The sequence below is a fragment of the Sodalis sp. RH16 genome (genome assembly GCF_047324245.1).
GTDB lineage: Bacteria > Pseudomonadota > Gammaproteobacteria > Enterobacterales > Enterobacteriaceae > Acerihabitans > Acerihabitans ligni.
The window spans coordinates 6,063,155-6,079,396 of record NZ_CP178737.1 but is presented as its reverse complement, the minus strand read 5'-3'; the positions used below and the strand labels follow the sequence as shown (position 1 = coordinate 6,079,396).

Here is a 16,242-nt window from a genome sequence, read left to right as displayed (position 1 = left end):
ATAACAGGCAATATAACCTATTTTGCGTCTGCTGGGTGGTCCTGTTTTGAATAAAAAGCGTTACCCGTCAAGCATTCCTTGTTCCCGGCCCGAACCCTCATCTTATTATGCTGTGTAATGAAAAAATAATCAGTAGGAGCCCGCCAGCGATGTTGACGTATTTTTTCAGCAGTAATGGATCGGTTTTTTTAGCTGAGAAAATGAGTGCATGACTGATGGCGATAAGCCAGATGCTCATAACCCCCACATGCACGGAAGCAAGAGTCAGATAGTTGCTGATGCCGCCATCTATTCCGGCAAATTGTGAAACCACTGTCAGATAGAACATGATGGCCTTAGGATTCAGAACGTTAGCCAGCCAGGCCTGTTTTATTGTAATCGAAGTGATTTTGATGGTGAGTTCGGTACGCTTTGATTTAATGCCGCTGACGATGAGCATTAATCCTAACCAAAGGAGATAGACTGTCCCGGCAATTTTCAGTGCACCAAAAATCGCTGGAGACGAGACAATGACAGCGGTTATTCCGAGCCCGATAAGAAGCGCGTGCGTGTATATGCCCAAAGCCGTTCCGGCCAGCGTCCTAAAAAGCCCACTGCGTCCGCCGGCGAGAGCGCCGCTCATGACAAGAGTGAAGCTTGCCCCGGGGGAAAGGGCGACAGGCAGTAATGCAGGCATAAAGCCAAAAAAGTTGATTGCCATATTCTTCGGATTGTAAATGATATGTTTTAGCGCTGCCAGTATATCAACGAGGGCTTAGCGGCGGGAGCGGACGTTAGGATGATTCAAACGCATCCACCAACGCATCGATGAAGGCGCGCACTTTCGCGGGTAGGTAGCGCTTCGAGGGATATAGAACCGAGATTGGCACTTCCTCTGTTTGGTACTGGGGCAACACCCTTATGAGCCGTCCTGCTTCGACATGAGGTTCGAAAAGAAATGCAGGCAGATACGCGATGCCCATTCCAAACAGGGCCGCCTCCAGCAGCGCTTCGCCCCGGTCCGACACGAAACGTTGCCTGCCGGAGATCGATTGCCACGATCCGTCCGGGCCCCTTACACGCCAAGAGTGCTGGCTGGTGGCCCGGGCCTTCGAAGCGAAGTAGAACAAGCATGTATGATCGCGCAAGGACTCAATCGTTTCCGGCGCGCCGCGCAAGGCCAGGTATTCAGGCGAGGCACAGAAGATCGTCGGATAGCGCTTTATGCCGCGCGAGATCAGATCTTGCGGGGTGTTTTCAAGGCCGCCGATCCGGATGGCCAGGTCGAAGCCATCCTCCACGATATCCACGACGCGGTCTGTCAGGCTCAGTTCGACGGAGACTTCGGGCCAATCCGCGAGGAAGCGTCGTACGACAGGCATCACGTGTAATTGCCCGTAGGCGCCAGGCGCCGTGATTCGCAAGGTTCCTTTCGGCTTGGCATCGCGTCCTGCGGCGTTGTTCTCAGCGGCTTCAAGATCGTCAAGGATGGCAATACACTGCTCGTAGAATCGCTGGCCTTCCTCGGTAACGCTGAAGGCCCGCGTGGTCCGGTTGAGAAGCCGGACACCCAGCCTCGCTTCCAAACGGCCGACAGCCTTCGCTACCGCGGAACGGGACAGACCCAGCCCGCGGCCGGCATCGGCGAAGCTGCCGGTTTTGACTGCCGTCGTGAAGGCGACGATATCTCCGGTGTTGGTGCCTCTCATCCCATATCCTCGCCTCATAAGCGTCGCCGCTCTGGCGACGCTTATTCGCCAATGTTTCGATTAAACTCCCCATTGAATCATATTGGGCAACTTAGCTCAATGAATGCACATTAGTATCATCAACGAGGTTTCTTTGGACACTAACCGGACTTCACGAGGCGCGCTTCAAAAGGCCTTGGTACTCCTGACCGCCAGCCTGGTTGCGGTGGCCAACCCTCTCGCTTTCACGGGGCCGGCCGTGGCCATTCCGGCGATAGGCCGAGCGCTGGCAGGCCGTTCTATTGAACTGGCCTGGATCTCCAATGCCTTCATGCTTACTTTCGGCAGTTGTCTGATGGCCGCCGGAGCGCTCGCCGACACCTTCGGACGGAAAAAGATCTTCCTTTTCGGGGCCTGCGCCCTGTGTATCTTCTCGGTCGCGCTTGCCTTCTCGCCAAACCTACTCGTCGTCGATGTGTTGCGCGCAGCCCAGGGCGTCGCGTCGGCGCTGGCATTCTCCGGCGTGATGGCGGCGCTTGCGCAGGAGTTCCACGGCCCATCCGCCATGAGGGCTTTCAGTCTTGTCGGCACGAGCTTTGGCATCGGTTTGGCCTTCGGGCCGGTAAGTTCAGGACTGCTGATTGAAGCCTTCGGGTGGCGCTCAATCTTTTTTCTGGTGGCAATCATCGCCGGGGCGGCGTTCGTTCTCGGCTCAAGCGTGGTGCGGGACTCCCGTGATCCCAACGCCGCCGGCCTCGATTGGAAAGGTGCGTTCACCTTTACCGCCGCGTTGGCTTTCCTCACTAACGGAATACTGGTTGCGCCTACGGTGGGCTGGATGGAAACGCCGGTGGTCGTTTCTTTGGTTGGAGCACTGATTCTGGGTGCTGTTTTCGTCTTCGTTGAAAGCAATGCAAGGCGGCCAATGCTCGATCTCTCGCTTTTTCGCATTCCGCGCTTCGTGGCTGTACAACTGCTGGCCTCGGCGCCCGCCTATGCCTTTGTCGTCCTGCTGGTGCTTCTTCCCGTCAGGCTCGTCGGCATCAATGGCATGACTGAACTGAAGGTCGGATGGATCATGATGGCGCTCTGCAGTCCGCTGCTGGTCCTTCCGCTGGCCGCAAGCTTCCTCACGCGATGGCTCTCCTCCGCCACGCTCTGCGGAGCAGGGCTGCTGGTATCGGCTTGTGGCCTCTTATGGCTCAGCCGCTGGGAGGACGGCGAGGCCGGTTTGGCGCTCGTCTCTCCGCTGCTGATAATCGGCATGGGTATCAGTCTTCCATGGGGACTGATGGACGGGCTCGCCCTCAGTGTCGTACCTCGCGAACGCGCCGGCATGGCAACGGGGATTTTTAACACGACCCGCGTAGCGGGTGAAGGCGTCGCACTTGCCATTGTGAACGCGTTACTCGTTGCACTGCTTGTCTCGCGGCTTAACATCCTACCGGACGCTTCTTCGTCAGCAAGTGAGGCCGCACAGCACCTGGTTGGCGGCGATCTGGCGGGGGCGGGGGCCATTCTCGGGGCTTCCTCGCTTAAGGTGCTGACCGGAATTTACCAGAGCGCGTTCAGCATCCTGCTCGAAGTGCTTTCGGCAGTAACGGCAATCACCGCCATTGTCATCTTTATAGCGCTACGCGGGTCAGGACGTGCGGGGGATTTGGCGCATACATCGAACTCCTGACCGCGTCTTTGATGTTGCCGACTTGATAAATGCGGTGCCGGCAGTGGCAAAGGAGCGCTGTTTTGCGCTAAAAGGGGGGACCGCAATCAATTTGTTTGTACGCGACTTCCCCCGTCTTTCGGTGGATATCGATTTGGCCTATAGATCGCGACACAGTCGACGCGGTACAGGATGAGTTTGGTTTTGCCTCCATTCAGGTGGTTTCCCCGGCCGATCTTTATGGTGGCAAGCTTTGCGCCGCCTTGGATCGCTAGCGCCAGAAAGCCAGATTCAACACCTGCCCGCAGTAAAATGGAAGCTACAGAACATCGGTCGGATGTCAGAAAGTAAGCGCGCCGAGGCGCTGGATAAGCTGGAAACGGTACTTAGGGACTGGCTGAAGTAGCACGCAGTGAATTCGGCCACCTGAATAGAGGTGATACCGTCACACCTCAGTACATGAACAGGTGTCACAATGATTGGAGCTGACAAAAGAACGTTCAGGCCGATCCCATTCAAAAGAATTCTTGAACCCAGGAGTATTACATGTCTAATACCGTCAAGATTGTTCGCTTTCATAAGACCGGAGGCGCTGAAGTCCTGCAGTTTGACGAGCTCCCCCTGCCCGAACCTGGTGAAAACGAAGTGCGTCTGCGAGTTAAAGCGCTTGGACTGAATCGTGCGGAGGTCATGTACCGATCCGGGCAATATATGGAAACGCCGATTCTTCCTTCCAAAAACGGCTATGAGGCTTCCGGCATCATTGAAGCCGTGGGACCAGGCGTCGATTCGAGCTGGATAGGTAAAACCGTCAGCACTGTACCGGGAACCTGCAGCCTGAATGGATATGGCGTCTATGGCGAAGTTGCCGTCGTTCCCTTTCGTTCAATTGCTGTCTACCCGGCCACTCTCTCGTACGAAGAAGGAGCATCCATCTGGATGCAATATTTAACTGCGTATGGTGCGCTTATCTGGCTAGGCCGGGTAAGTAAAGGGGACTTTGTCATCATCACCGCAGCCAGCAGCAGCGTAGGGGTGGCCGCCATCCAGATGGTTAAAGCGCAGGGCGGCACCAGCATCGCCGTCACCCGAACTGCAGCCAAGAAAGCCCGACTCCACGAACTGGGCGCCGATCACGTCATCGTCACTGATGAGGAAGACCTGGCCGGTAGAGTCAATGAAATCACCAGCGGCAAAGGCGCCCGCGTCAGCTTCGATCCCATCGGAGGCAAGATGCTGGCGTCGCTCGCCGCGGCTGCGGCCCATAAGGGAATCATCGTCGAATACGGGGTGTTGGCATCTGAGCAAACGCTTTATCCGCTGTCCACGGCCCTTGCCAAGTACCTTACCGTCCGGGCCTATGTGGTTGTGGAACTGGCGCAGCATAAAGATCTTCAAGAAGCGAAGCAGTATATTTTCGATCATCTCGCATCCGGCGCTTTCAAGCCCCTTATCGATAGGACGTTTCGCTTCGACGAAATCGTAGAAGCCCACCGCTATATGGAATCGAACAATCAAGTGGGCAAGATCGTTGTAACTGTCTGACGTATACGGTTCTGAGCTGTAACCGACCCGACCGCCTCGCCGTGCCGGACGGTCAACTTGATCGGGTCGGTTCGCCATTAGCATTGGCTGAATCGCCGGGGCCGGGAGTCGTTGCCGACATGCCTGCGAGCAAAAGGTCAACCATCCGAACCGCCGAACGCTTCCAGTTTCGCTCACTCTGATGGTCGCCACGCCGGAAAGGACGCGCAGTATATCCAGCGGCCCCACATCGCTGTGAAACGCGCCTGTCTCCACCGCATGGGTGGCTGCGGATGTACTCATCACAGTGATTACAGTGGTCCCGGTCGCTGTCGGATTAAAACAGCGCAGGCACGCGCAACCGGATGATCTTGCCACACTTGAAAAGCGGGGCAGGGTGCGAGTCGCTTATCGACACGCAGCGGCACATGGACGATGCCGTGATTTTTTATCTCACCACCGCCTTCACATTCGCGAAGGCTTCCTCGAGGAATTCCGCCACTGGCCGCTCGCCACGTTGGTTGGACCAAGCTTCAATGGCCAGCCGCATAGCGCCGACGGATACCATCGCGACGACGCGCAGCGCCTGGCGGCGTTGCGGCTGTCGCCAGACCTCGCACAGCGTGGTATAGAGCGCATTTTCCTGCGCCGCGTAGGCAGCTTGTTTACGGACCTTGAGTGTTTCGCTCGCACGCATCACCCGATCAATGGCAATCATTTGATCTGATTCGTAGCGCGAGACATCGGTTATCAGCGTTTTGCGCACGGCATCCAACGGCGTTTCGTCAGGTGAGACTTTCAGCAGTTCCGCTCGCATTGCATCCCATGCGCCTTCCTGCCACGTCAGCAAGATGTCCTCCTTCGACTTGAAATAGGAGAAGAACGTGCGGCGCGAGATGCCCGCCTCCTCGGCAATGGCATCGAGCGTCGTCCCCTCGTAGCCGTTGGCCAGAAATAGCTTCAGGCCTGTGTTTGCGATGCGTAATCGGGTTTCACGCTGTTTTTGTTCGCGCAGGCCTGGGCGCACAGGCTGGCCCCCTGTGTTTTTCAACGTCACTTAAAATTGCCTTGCAATATTGCACTTAGTGCATTAATTTATGCACCTAGTGTACTAAAAAGCAAACTTAAGGGCAAGAAACATGAGCAACTGGACTGCATCGGATATTCCGTCCCAGCGCGGACGCACGGCAATCATCACCGGCACCGGCGGCCTCGGCTTTGAAGACGCCTTTGCGCTTGCTCGCGCCGGTGCGGATGTGATCATCGCCGGACGCAATCATTCCAAAGGCAAGGACGCGGTGGCGCGTATTCGCCAGGCTGTGTCCCATGCCACCGTGCGCTTCGAAGAACTCGATCTGGCCAGCCTCAAGTCGGTGGCCGCCTTTGGTTCGCGTCTGCGCTCCACCCTTGGCAGCGTGGACATCCTTATCAACAATGCAGGCGTCATGACCCCGCCGCAGCGCAGGGTCACCGAGGATAATATCGAATTGCAATTCGGCACCAATTATCTCGGTCATTTTGCGCTGACCGCGCACTTGCTGCCTCTGTTGCGCAAGGGCAAAAGCCCGCGCGTCGTGACGCTCTCGAGCATCGCCGCGCGCGATGGCGCGATCAATTTCGACGACCTGCAGGCCGAGCGAGACTATAAGCCTATGCGGGTCTACAGCCAGTCCAAGCTTGCCTGTCTCATGTTTGCCCTGGAACTCCAGCGGCAGAGTGATTCGGCCGGCTGGGGCATCGCCAGCATCCCCGCGCACCCTGGCATCTCGCGCACGGATCTGCTTCCCAATGGGGCCGGGGCGAGCAGCGTCTTCGGCCTGATGCGCAAGTACCTGTGGTTCATGTTCCAGCCCGCGGCCCAAGGCGCGCTGCCGACGCTTTATGCTGCTACGGCGCCCGCCGCCAAGGGCGGCGTGTACTACGGACCGGACAAGATAAATGAAATGCGCGGATTTCCAGCGGTAGCGAAGATTCCGCGTCAGGCGCTGGACGTCGAGACCGCAGCACGCTTGTGGACGGTTTCCGAGGAATTGGCCGGCGTCGTGTTTGAATGAATCAGAGCGGACATCAGTACGATTACAAAATAGCCGGCTCAAGGCTCAATGTCAGGAAACGGTACAAATTCAGTAATCGAACAGCGTTACCAATTCAATACCCAGTCCGCCAGCAATCACAACTATCACCTCCAGCGTCGGGTTTCTCACACCCCGCTCAATCCCGCTGATATAAGTGCGATCAAGCCCGCACTTGTCGGCGAAGGCTTCCTGCGAAAGTCCCGCCTGCAAGCGAAGTGCTTTAATACGTTGCCCGAAGAGGGCAGTAATGTCTTTAGATTTTTCCATGCCGTTAAGCATTATCTTTTGTTGCTTATCAGACCACGGACGATGAGTCACAAATGAAGATGGTTTAACAATAGACTGCTAATGGCGTGAATTCAGTCGCAACCATCAAAATTGAACAGCGTAATCAAATCGATATGTAATGCGGCAGCAATGATAGCGAGGACTTCCAGCGTGGGGTTTCTTACACCGCGTTCAATACCGCTGATGTAGGTACGATCGAGCCCGCATAGATCCGCAAAGGCTTCCTGAGACAGACCAGCTTGTAATCTGAGTTTTTTGACATGTCGTCCTAGCAGGACTCTTGTTGGGTCAGATCTTTTCATGGGATAAGCATTGTATTTTGATGCCTATCAGTCCACGGATTATTAGTCACAACCGTAAATTCTTGTGGTATAATTGTGACTCATAGTCAACATGACGAAGAGAGATCACATGAACGACCAAGACTGGCACCTAGCTGATATTGTTGCAGGAATAAAGAAGAAAGGGACGACGATGGCTGCGATTTCGCGCTCGGCGGGGCTGGCTTCGTCTACGCTGGCGAATACGTTGACCAGACACTGGCCAAAGGGAGAACGCCTTATTGCAGATGTGATAGGAAAACGACCGGAAGAGATCTGGCCTTCCCGCTATCAAATGAAAAAAGATAAACAGGCCAGTGTGGCAGCGCCGGAAGGTCACAATACTGCCACGTAAATCATTCCCTCTATTACAGGTCGGCTGTACGTTGTTTACGGCATCATGCCGGTACAGCCGTTGCGCATCGGGGCAACAGGCGTGTCAATGCTCGTCCATCACGACGAGGGGACGCGTCATAAACCAGTGCCCGGTACGCTATAAGCCTAAGGATGAATTTGCCGGCATTGTTTTATTCAGCAATGCGTACTGATACAATTTTTCCCTGGCGAGATTTTTCATTTTCACTTCACACATGATATCGAAATCGTCAAAGGATAAAGCCCAGTCATTCAGCGTATCATTAAAATAGTAATTTGAATGAGCGCGTAATATGGATTTTGACAAGCCCAGCGTATTTTGATCGGGAAAGCCGTGCTCCGGGATCAAACCTTCCTGAGAAACAGAATAATGCAGCACAGGCTTTACTCCTTGCCATGATTCTTTTATTAATTTAATACGGTCATCCTCAGGTTTGATGAATTCATTTTCCTTTACCCAGTGATGGTGAATGTCCAATACAATGGGGCATAAGGATGTTGCCTGTAATACGTCATCCACTGAACAGGAAATCTCGTCATTCTCCACCGTCAACATCAACCTTGCTTCAGGACTGAGCTTTAGGAACGCGTTTTTGAAGCCGGCAAAGCCTTTTTTCCCATTCATATGGATATTTATTTTAAAGTCCTGAAAATGCTTGCCATACCCCATCGATTTCGCGCAGAGCGCGTGGTATTCGATGTCTTCAATAGACCTTTCCACTACCGATGGGTTGTCTGATGCCAGTACGGTGTATTGTCCGGGGTGAAAGGATAATCTAATATCGTTCTGCTTTGCAAAATTCCCGCAGTTCTTAAAAAAAGGATATAAATCGGGTGAAATTTCCTTGTAAAGCACAGTGGCTTCGGGGACGGTATATAATGGCAGCAAATCGCTCCCTATCCTCATCATTCTCAGATTATTAGGAAGTAAAGCCAATTGCTCAAAAATCAACAGCAGGTTGGTTAGGTTTTCTCTCGAACTTTCCCAAAGAAAATCGAGCTTTTTATCATTGTCCAACGTTAAAAATCGTTTACGCGTTGGGGATTTAAAGGGGAATGGCTGTACTGCTTCTGAAGAAAAATATTTACAGGCGAATCCAAGCTTCATAATACCTCCCTTAAATGCGGTTTCTACCAGTGTAACGGCTCACTGAGATTTTGCCTCCCAGACAGCTGCGCTTGGTTTCAGCGTTAGAGAGTATTATTTTCGCTTAAAAACCATCATCCAGTATCGGTTTCGTTGTTCCGATAGCCTTTTAACCGCTCTCATGTTATCGTTTTCCTGGTATTTTATGATTTCAGTATCATTTTCGCGGCCAAAATACAGGATTTTATCTTATGCAGGTTGGCTTCAAGGTATTGGAACGGCTTAACGGCATCATGTTGGCGCAACCGCTGCGTGTCGAGTCAACTACTGGTACGGGGCGCGTCCTTCAGGTTGAGGGCGGACTGATAAAAAATCAGTATCCGGCCAGCTACCGGCCGGCGGATGACTTCGCGGGGCATTTCGAATTCGGGCTCAAATACGAAGAGATCCATTTGGAGTTCTTTGCCCGCCTGTTTGCCGCCATCGGCCCCGAGCCTATCGCGGCATGGTGCCGACGCGAGCCTTTCGGCCAGTATGCGCGCCGTACGGGTTTTCTATACGAGTGGCTGACCGGAACGCGGCTGGATGTGCCGGACCTGACCAACGGCAAATATATCGATGCGATCTCCGGTCTAGACTATTTCACCAGGGTCGAACCGCTGCGCGAGAGGCGCTGGCGAATCAATAATAATCTGCCGGGAACGGCTTCGTTCTGCCCTTTGATTCGTCGTACTACAGCGCTCCAAAATGCGTTGGATTTTGATCTCGCTGCCGCGCTGGCTGAATTTGACAAAGCATTTGGCGCCGATCTGCTGATGCGTACCGCCGGATGGCTGACGTTTAATGAGTCCCGTGCAAGCTTTTTGATCGAAAAGGAGTCTGACCATACCGATCGGATCCAGCGGTTCGCCCATGTTATTGAACAATATTGCGGCCACATTGAAGACCCACTGGGTAGCGGCAGTTTATATACCTTGCAAGCCGGCATTTTGGGCCGGGATGCCGTGGGACTGGGCCTGCGTCGTTCGCCGGTGTTTGTCGGGCAGTCCACCCTGCGTCAAAACATTGTCCACTATATTGCCCCCCACTTCGAGGAAGCGGGTGTCATGCTGGAGGGCCTCAAAGCATTTGAAGTTGCGACCCGAGGGGCCGAGCCTGTGGTGCGTGCCGGGGCGTTGGCCTTTGCTTTTGTCTATATCCATCCAATGAGAGACGGCAATGGCCGGATCCACCGTTTTCTGATAAATGACGCACTGGTACGCGACAGGGCGATCCCTGACGGCATCATTCTGCCTGTATCGGCCACTATCATTAGTTCTCCCCATTTCCGCGCGGCTTACAATCGCACGCTCGAGGTGTTTTCCCGCCCGTTTATGCGGCGCTATGCAACGGCTTACCGGTTTGGTGAAGTGGTGGCATGCGACGATGGTACCCGCAGCAACTTTATTTTCGATGACTATGAGGACGCTTGTTTTGCCTGGCGCTATCCGGATCTGACCGAGCATGTGCTGTTCACCGCGCGGGTGATTGAGCATACGGTAAGATATGAGATGGCAGACGAGGCCAGGGAATTGGCCACCTTTCAGCTCGCGCAGGAAAGCCTTAAGGATGTCATTGAAATGCCAAGCCAGGACGCGAACAGGATTATCCGTTCTATCAAACAAAACGGCTGGCGGGTATCCGGTAAATTGAAAGCGGAGTATCCGCGATTGGAGGATGAGCTTACGGCGCAGCATGTCGTGGAGGCTGTGCGGTCTGCATTTGAGGACAATAAGGTCATGTCCGCCGGGCAGAATGATGGTGAAAACAGTGGCGCGAATCAATGATAACGGCGGCATAGCTGGAGCGACACCCGGTTGGCACCGGCGGATTGTGGCCCTGGCCGTGCCGATAATGCTGGCTAATCTGTCGGTGCCGCTGCTGTCCGCGGTGGACACTGCCGTCGCCGGTCATCTCCCCGACCAGGCGGCGCTTGGCGGCGTAGCGCTGGGGGGGCTGGTCTTTAATGCCATGATCTGGGGCCTGAGCTTTCTGCGCATGGCGACGACCGGGCTGGTTGGCCAGTCGGTAGGCGCCGGAGACGATACTGAGGCCCGGATCGTGCAAGTACGGGCGCTGTTGCTGGCGGTGTTGCTGGGCCTCGTCATCCTGGCGGTGCAGCGGCCGCTGCTCACGGGCGCGCTCCACCTGCTCGGCGGTGGTGCCGAGGTGCAGCGTGCGGCGCGCATCTACTGCGACGCACGCATCTGGTCGGCTCCGGCGGCGCTCGGCAATACGGTCGTGCTGGGCTACCTGATCGGTCGCCAGCGAGCCAGGCTGGGATTCGTCCTGCAACTGGTGCTGAACTTCCTCAACATGGGCTTTGCCATCGGCCTGGTCTATGGCGCACACCTCAGTGTCGGCGGCATCGGGGCGGCGACGGCGCTCGCCGACGGCATAGGACTGGTCCTGGGCCTCCTTGTGCTCAAGCGCCTCAGCCCGCGCGGGCTACCGCGGCTCGTTCAGGCGGCGCTCTGGGCGCGAGAACCCCTGCTCAGGCTGTTCGGCATCAACCGTGACATTTTCCTGCGCACCATCTGCATCATCGGCGTCACCGCGCTTTTCGCACGCCTCGGCGCCGGGCTCGGCGACAAAGTGCTGGCCGGCAATGCCGTGCTGCTTAACTTCCAGACTTTCACCGCCTTCGGGCTCGACGGCTTCGCCTATGCGGCGGAGGCGCTGGTGGGACTCGCGGTCGGTGCCCGCGACCGGGCGTCGCTTAGGGCGGCGAGCCGCATTTCCTTGTTGTGGGCCGCGATTGGGGCGCTCGGATTTTCGCTCGCCTATGTCGCGGTCGGACCGATGATGATTGACGGGCTGACCAACCAAGAGCCGGTGCGCGCCGTGGCCAAGGCCTACCTACCCTGGGTGATCGCGCTGCCGGTCGCTTCGGTCTGGGGCTTCCAGTTTGACGGCATCTTTATCGGCGCCACTCGCGCGCGCGAACTGCGCAACAGCATGATTCTGTCGCTCGCCGTGTTCCTGGCCGCGGCTTGGCTCCTGATCCCGGTCGCGCACAATAATGGGCTTTGGGGCGCTTTCCTGTTGTTCATGGTGGCGCGCGGCATCTGCCTTGCCTGGTTATATCCGCGCATCGGCGCCGATTGGGATGACCGGGCGCCGCCGCCGCTTCACGTCGATTAGCGCTCGGCAAAGATGACGACGAATAGAGTTACCCCGCTAGCAATATCATGGGGAAAAGGTTCGTCATGAACGAGATCGTGTTGTTGGAGTACCCGCGCTCGTCGTATGCGCAAAAGGTTCGGCTGCTATTGCGTGAGAGAAATAGACCCTTTATCTCCACAACGGTGGATAGGGCGGGTTCTGATGCGGCCTTCCATTGAGGCCACGGTGGCGGGGGCTCATGCGTACCAGAGAGAAATGCCGGAGGGCACGCTATGAACGAACCGGGAATCATTTTGCATCAATATGAGCTATCGCCGATTTCCGGTAAAGTGCGGGCTACTCTAAGCATTAAATTGCCCCGCTGGTCTGCCTACAATCCACCAAGCCCTGAATGAAAATCCCCCATGCTTATCGTCATCTGGTTGAACAATCTCACTTTCTGCCCAGTCGCGGGAAAATTTTGCAACAGTGCTTCCAGCATTGCTAAAGACCTGATCGGCTGCCGGAACTCATGGTAAACGCCGTTGCCGGAGATTATTACTTACGGACTCGTGCTGAGACGTCTTTATAGGCAAGTCCAAGATAATAGAGTTGTCACTTGACAACTCAACGGCAAAAATCTATTCTGGAGGTCAATGATGACCCGTCCCTCGCATTCGAAGAAAGAGGTGGAAGAGGTGCTCAGATATGCTGAAGAACAACGTTGGCGAATCGATGTTGGCGGCAGTCATGCATGGGGGAAGATCTACTGCCCTTATAATGAAAATGAGTGTCGCTGCGGAGAGTTTTGCATTACCAGCGTCTGGAGCACGCCGAAGAATCCCGGCAACCATGCTCGCGCCCTGCGCAGGGTTGTGGATAACTGCACAAAGCATCGCAAATAGCGTGATCCTGACGACAAGGAGAAATGATGGAATACACCTTTACCTTAAAATACCAGCTTGCCGCTGAGGACTGCGAAACGGATGCGATTGTCGAACGTCTGGGTGAAGCCGGCTGCGACGATGCTCTGGTGGGCATAGGGTTGCCGGGCAGGCTGGCGCTGGAATTCACACGAGAAGCCGGGAATGCCGAGGCCGCCGTACGCAGTGCGCTGGCGGATGTTCGTCGCGCCGTACCCTCGGCGACGCTTATCGAAGCGGCGCCGGATCTGGTGGGACTGACAGATGCGGCGGAGATTGTAGGTGTGTCGAGGCAGAATATGCGCAAGCTGATGCTGGCCCATCCGGGTAATTTTCCGGCGCCGGTCCATGAAGGCAGCGCATCGATTTGGCACCTGACGGATATTTTGTCTTGGTTGCAGGGCAGGGGAAACTACCGCTTGGCGCAAGATATGCTGGAACTGGCGGAGGTAGCGATGCAGGTCAATGTGGCAAAAGAAACTCGCCGATTGCCGCCCCTAACGATCTGATGCTACCGGCCAAGCCCATGAGTAAAAAAATATCGTATCATGTAGACCGCTGATGCCCTCACCGGCATAGTCCAGGAGGTTTACGGCCCATGACGATAATGACGCGCCTCGCCGGGCGCCTGTGGCGGCTGCCGCCGGCGGAAAACGCCGTGCGTGTGGAGCGGGAGATTGCCGTGACCGCGCGGGACGGTGTCGCGCTGATGACCGATGTCTATCATCCCATCGGTATCGATCGGCCACCCATCGTGCTGCTGCGTTCACCCTACGGGCGCAAAAACATCGTCGGTTTGTGCGCGCGTCTTTTTGCCGAACGCGGCTACACGGCGGTGGTCCAGAGCGTGCGCGGTACCTTCGGCTCAGGCGGGCGTTTCCATCCGTTCTTCCAGGAGCGTGACGACGGGCTGGACGCCGTCGGCTGGATCGAGCGCCAGCCGTGGTATGGCGGCCGCTTGGGGCTTTGGGGGGCGAGCTATATGGGTCAGGTGCACTGGGCCATGGCCGCCGAACTGGGGGAACGGGTCGCCGCCATCGCCATCGTACGCAGCACGTCGGATTTCGCCGCCGCCATTTGGGGCGGCGACGGCCTGCGGCTGGAGGATTTCCTTAGCTGGATCTGCCTGGTGGAGGCCCAGGAGAAGAGCAACGCTATCGTCCAGGCCCTCAGGCGTCGTTTTTTCGGCGATGCTCATGCCCGGCATTATGCCGCCTTGCCGCTTGAGACGTTGGATGAGCAGGTGTCCGGCGCCGCCATTGACTGCTGGCGGGAGTGGATGGCCCATGACCATCCCGCCGATCCGTTCTGGCAGCCGATCCGCGACCGCTGTACGCTTGCGCGGGTGACCGCCCCCGTATCAATGGTGGCGGGTTGGTCCGATCTTTTTATTGGCCATCAGCTTCACGACTATGCCGAGCTGCAGGCCTGCGGCAAAACGATAAGGCTTACCGTGGATCCGTGGACGCACACCTCTCTCAAAAGCCTGGCCGGCGCGATGGCCGATGCATTTGACTGGTTCGATATTCATCTCAAAGGTCGGGAATCCGGTAAGGACGCGTTAAATCACGTCAAGCTCTGGGTGGTTGGTGCTAACGAATGGCGCAACGAGACCGCATGGCCGCCGGCCGGTAGCGTGTCGCGCGCGTTGCAGCTTACCGGCAGCGGCGGACTGGGGGAAGGCGGGATCGCCGAGGCCGAGCGAAGATTCGTCTACGATCCGAAAGACCCTACGCCGAGTTTGGCCGGTCCTACATTGTCCGACGCCACCGGGCGTGGCGACATGAGGCCCCTTGCGGCGCGCGCCGATGTGCTTAGCTTTATCGGGCCGGTTTTGGACCAGGATACCGAGATAGCCGGCCGGCCAGTCTTGACGATTAACGTTTCGGCTGACGGGCCCGAACACGACCTGTTTATTTGCCTGTGCGATGTGGATGAAAAAGGCCGGGCGACCAACATAACCGATGGCTATCAGCGCCTGCCGGGCTTTGCTGCGGATACGCGCCGCACGGTTACGCTGCCGCTGCTGCCGGCCTATTGGCGCGTCGCCGCCGGCCATCGGCTCCAACTGCTTATCGCCGGCGGTGCTTTTCCGCGCTATGCCCGTAACCTCGGGCTGGGTGAGCGCATGTCCATGGCGACGAGATCGAGAAAAACCACGATCGCCGTGCATTGCGGAGGCAAAGACCCGTCCCGTCTCGCTCTGCCGTTAAAGGGGACCTGACAAGGGTTGGCCAAGCCGAGGCGGGCGGCAAGGGGATCGTTAATGCCGCCGATCGCGGATCAAGGTTCCGCCGTCTGAGCAATGGAGGAAAAGTATTTCGCCGGCGTTTCCCCTAAGGATTTCTTGAACATGATGATAAACGCCGACACCGATTCATAGCCGAGAATTTCAGCAATGTTCTGTACGTTTTGGCCGGCGGCGAGTTCGCGCAGGGCAACGATCAAATGCAGTTGCCGGCGCCACCGGCCAAAAGTCAATCCCGTTTCCTGACGCACAAGGCGAGCCAGCGAACGCTCGCTCATGGCCACCATGTTTCCCCATTGCGCAAGCGTACGGCGATCCGCCGGATCGTCTGAGAGTATTTTCGCAATCTTTCTCATACGGGGTTCTTCGGAGATAGGCAGATGCAGCCGCTCTACCGGCATATGAGCAAGCTCCTCCAGCAGCACGACGGCCTTTCGTCCGGTGGGGCTGTCCGGCGCATATTTCGGCGGCTGGCCCGCCATATGAAGAATGAGCTCGCGCACCAAGGGGGAGATGAAGAGCGTACAGCAGGTGGCGGGAAGCGGCGCGGCGCCCGGCTGGATGAAGAGAAAGCTTATCTCGGCGTTCGCCGTTGCGCGAACGCTGTGGCGGGTTTGGCCGGGTATCCACACGGCGCTGTTGGGGGGCACCATCCAAATGGCGTCGGCGACTTCGCATGTTATGCCGCCTTTGACCGCGAAAAGCAGCTGTCCTTGCCGATGTTGGTGGACAGGCACTTCACTGGCGCCAGGTGAATGCGTCTTTAGGCCGGCCACCAGTCCGTAAGGCTGGTCCTGATCGAAGTAGCGAAGCGAGTCTTCAAGGGATAGCATCAATGCAGGTTGTCAGTTTTTGAGTATTTATTGTCAATATATCCAAATTCCGGCATTCGCGAAAGGGGTAAGATTGTCGCTCTGCTTTATTGCTC

The 16,242-nt window shown here is 56.4% G+C and carries 16 protein-coding genes and 1 pseudogene; 10 read left to right on the top strand and 7 right to left on the bottom strand.

Going from position 1 to position 16,242, the window contains the following annotated elements; translation table 11 throughout:
* Positions 1–97 precede the first annotated feature (97 nt).
* Both ACL2XJ_RS27775 and ACL2XJ_RS27770 read right to left on the bottom strand, forming a co-directional pair.
* A complete protein-coding gene (locus ACL2XJ_RS27775; protein ID WP_413725230.1) occupies positions 98–700 on the bottom strand; it encodes a LysE family translocator in 603 nt (200 codons plus the stop codon).
* A gap of 73 nt (positions 701–773) precedes the next feature.
* Positions 774–1,688 (bottom strand): LysR family transcriptional regulator, encoded by a 915-nt coding sequence (locus ACL2XJ_RS27770; protein WP_413725229.1) that lies wholly within the window; start codon positions 1,686–1,688, stop codon positions 774–776.
* Positions 1,689–1,791: 103 nt separating this feature from the next.
* Here ACL2XJ_RS27770 and ACL2XJ_RS27765 point away from each other — a divergent pair, with 103 nt between their 5' ends.
* From ACL2XJ_RS27765 to ACL2XJ_RS27755, 3 genes and pseudogenes are all read left to right on the top strand, one after another.
* Entirely contained in the window at positions 1,792–3,351 is a 1,560-nt protein-coding gene (locus ACL2XJ_RS27765; protein WP_413725228.1) for an MFS transporter, read from the top strand.
* A pseudogene (locus ACL2XJ_RS27760) lies at positions 3,335–3,736 on the top strand (nucleotidyl transferase AbiEii/AbiGii toxin family protein). Before ACL2XJ_RS27765 ends, ACL2XJ_RS27760 begins: the two are co-directional and overlap by 17 nt.
* Before the next feature lie 140 nt (positions 3,737–3,876).
* Complete coding sequence (locus ACL2XJ_RS27755) at positions 3,877–4,875, top strand: zinc-dependent alcohol dehydrogenase family protein (RefSeq protein ID WP_413725227.1); 999 nt, start codon at positions 3,877–3,879, stop codon at positions 4,873–4,875.
* A gap of 427 nt (positions 4,876–5,302) precedes the next feature.
* Here ACL2XJ_RS27755 and ACL2XJ_RS27750 read toward each other — a convergent pair whose 3' ends face one another.
* Positions 5,303–5,911: a TetR/AcrR family transcriptional regulator gene (locus ACL2XJ_RS27750; protein WP_413725226.1), complete on the bottom strand. Its 609-nt coding sequence runs from the start codon at positions 5,909–5,911 to the stop codon at positions 5,303–5,305.
* Between the two features lie 82 nt (positions 5,912–5,993).
* Here ACL2XJ_RS27750 and ACL2XJ_RS27745 point away from each other — a divergent pair, with 82 nt between their 5' ends.
* Positions 5,994–6,908: an SDR family oxidoreductase gene (locus ACL2XJ_RS27745; RefSeq protein ID WP_413725225.1), complete on the top strand. Its 915-nt coding sequence runs from the start codon at positions 5,994–5,996 to the stop codon at positions 6,906–6,908.
* A 69-nt stretch (positions 6,909–6,977) separates the two neighbouring features.
* Here ACL2XJ_RS27745 and ACL2XJ_RS27740 read toward each other — a convergent pair whose 3' ends face one another.
* Positions 6,978–7,196 carry a helix-turn-helix domain-containing protein gene (locus ACL2XJ_RS27740; protein WP_132926858.1) on the bottom strand — a complete coding sequence of 73 codons (219 nt, stop codon included), beginning with the start codon at positions 7,194–7,196 and terminating at the stop codon, positions 6,978–6,980.
* A gap of 92 nt (positions 7,197–7,288) precedes the next feature.
* A complete protein-coding gene (locus ACL2XJ_RS27735) occupies positions 7,289–7,519 on the bottom strand; it encodes a helix-turn-helix domain-containing protein (protein ID WP_132926860.1) in 231 nt (76 codons plus the stop codon).
* Between the two features lie 109 nt (positions 7,520–7,628).
* Here ACL2XJ_RS27735 and ACL2XJ_RS27730 point away from each other — a divergent pair, with 109 nt between their 5' ends.
* Positions 7,629–7,892, top strand: coding sequence for a helix-turn-helix domain-containing protein (locus ACL2XJ_RS27730; RefSeq protein ID WP_413725224.1), 264 nt, complete (start codon positions 7,629–7,631; stop codon positions 7,890–7,892).
* 138 nt (positions 7,893–8,030) lie between these two features.
* Here the strand turns inward: ACL2XJ_RS27730 and ACL2XJ_RS27725 are convergent, their stop codons facing one another.
* On the bottom strand, positions 8,031–9,020 hold the full coding sequence (locus ACL2XJ_RS27725; protein WP_413725223.1) for a UV damage endonuclease UvsE: 990 nt from the start codon (positions 9,018–9,020) through the stop codon (positions 8,031–8,033).
* Between the two features lie 230 nt (positions 9,021–9,250).
* Between ACL2XJ_RS27725 and ACL2XJ_RS27720 the strand changes: the two genes are divergently transcribed.
* The 5 genes from ACL2XJ_RS27720 (at position 9,251) to ACL2XJ_RS27700 (ending at position 15,290) form a co-directional block, all read left to right on the top strand.
* Positions 9,251–10,825 (top strand): Fic family protein, encoded by a 1,575-nt coding sequence (locus ACL2XJ_RS27720; protein ID WP_413725222.1) that lies wholly within the window; start codon positions 9,251–9,253, stop codon positions 10,823–10,825.
* Positions 10,794–12,182 (top strand): MATE family efflux transporter, encoded by a 1,389-nt coding sequence (locus tag ACL2XJ_RS27715; protein ID WP_413725221.1) that lies wholly within the window; start codon positions 10,794–10,796, stop codon positions 12,180–12,182. The genes ACL2XJ_RS27720 and ACL2XJ_RS27715 overlap by 32 nt, the downstream gene beginning before the upstream one ends.
* A 620-nt stretch (positions 12,183–12,802) precedes the next feature.
* On the top strand, positions 12,803–13,048 hold the full coding sequence (locus ACL2XJ_RS27710; protein ID WP_413726991.1) for a hypothetical protein: 246 nt from the start codon (positions 12,803–12,805) through the stop codon (positions 13,046–13,048).
* A gap of 26 nt (positions 13,049–13,074) precedes the next feature.
* Positions 13,075–13,575 carry a helix-turn-helix transcriptional regulator gene (locus ACL2XJ_RS27705; RefSeq protein ID WP_413726990.1) on the top strand — a complete coding sequence of 167 codons (501 nt, stop codon included), beginning with the start codon at positions 13,075–13,077 and terminating at the stop codon, positions 13,573–13,575.
* A gap of 89 nt (positions 13,576–13,664) precedes the next feature.
* On the top strand, positions 13,665–15,290 hold the full coding sequence (locus tag ACL2XJ_RS27700) for a CocE/NonD family hydrolase (RefSeq protein ID WP_413725219.1): 1,626 nt from the start codon (positions 13,665–13,667) through the stop codon (positions 15,288–15,290).
* A 59-nt stretch (positions 15,291–15,349) separates the two neighbouring features.
* Here ACL2XJ_RS27700 and ACL2XJ_RS27695 read toward each other — a convergent pair whose 3' ends face one another.
* Positions 15,350–16,147: an AraC family transcriptional regulator gene (locus ACL2XJ_RS27695; RefSeq protein WP_413725218.1), complete on the bottom strand. Its 798-nt coding sequence runs from the start codon at positions 16,145–16,147 to the stop codon at positions 15,350–15,352.
* Positions 16,148–16,242: the final 95 nt, after the last annotated feature.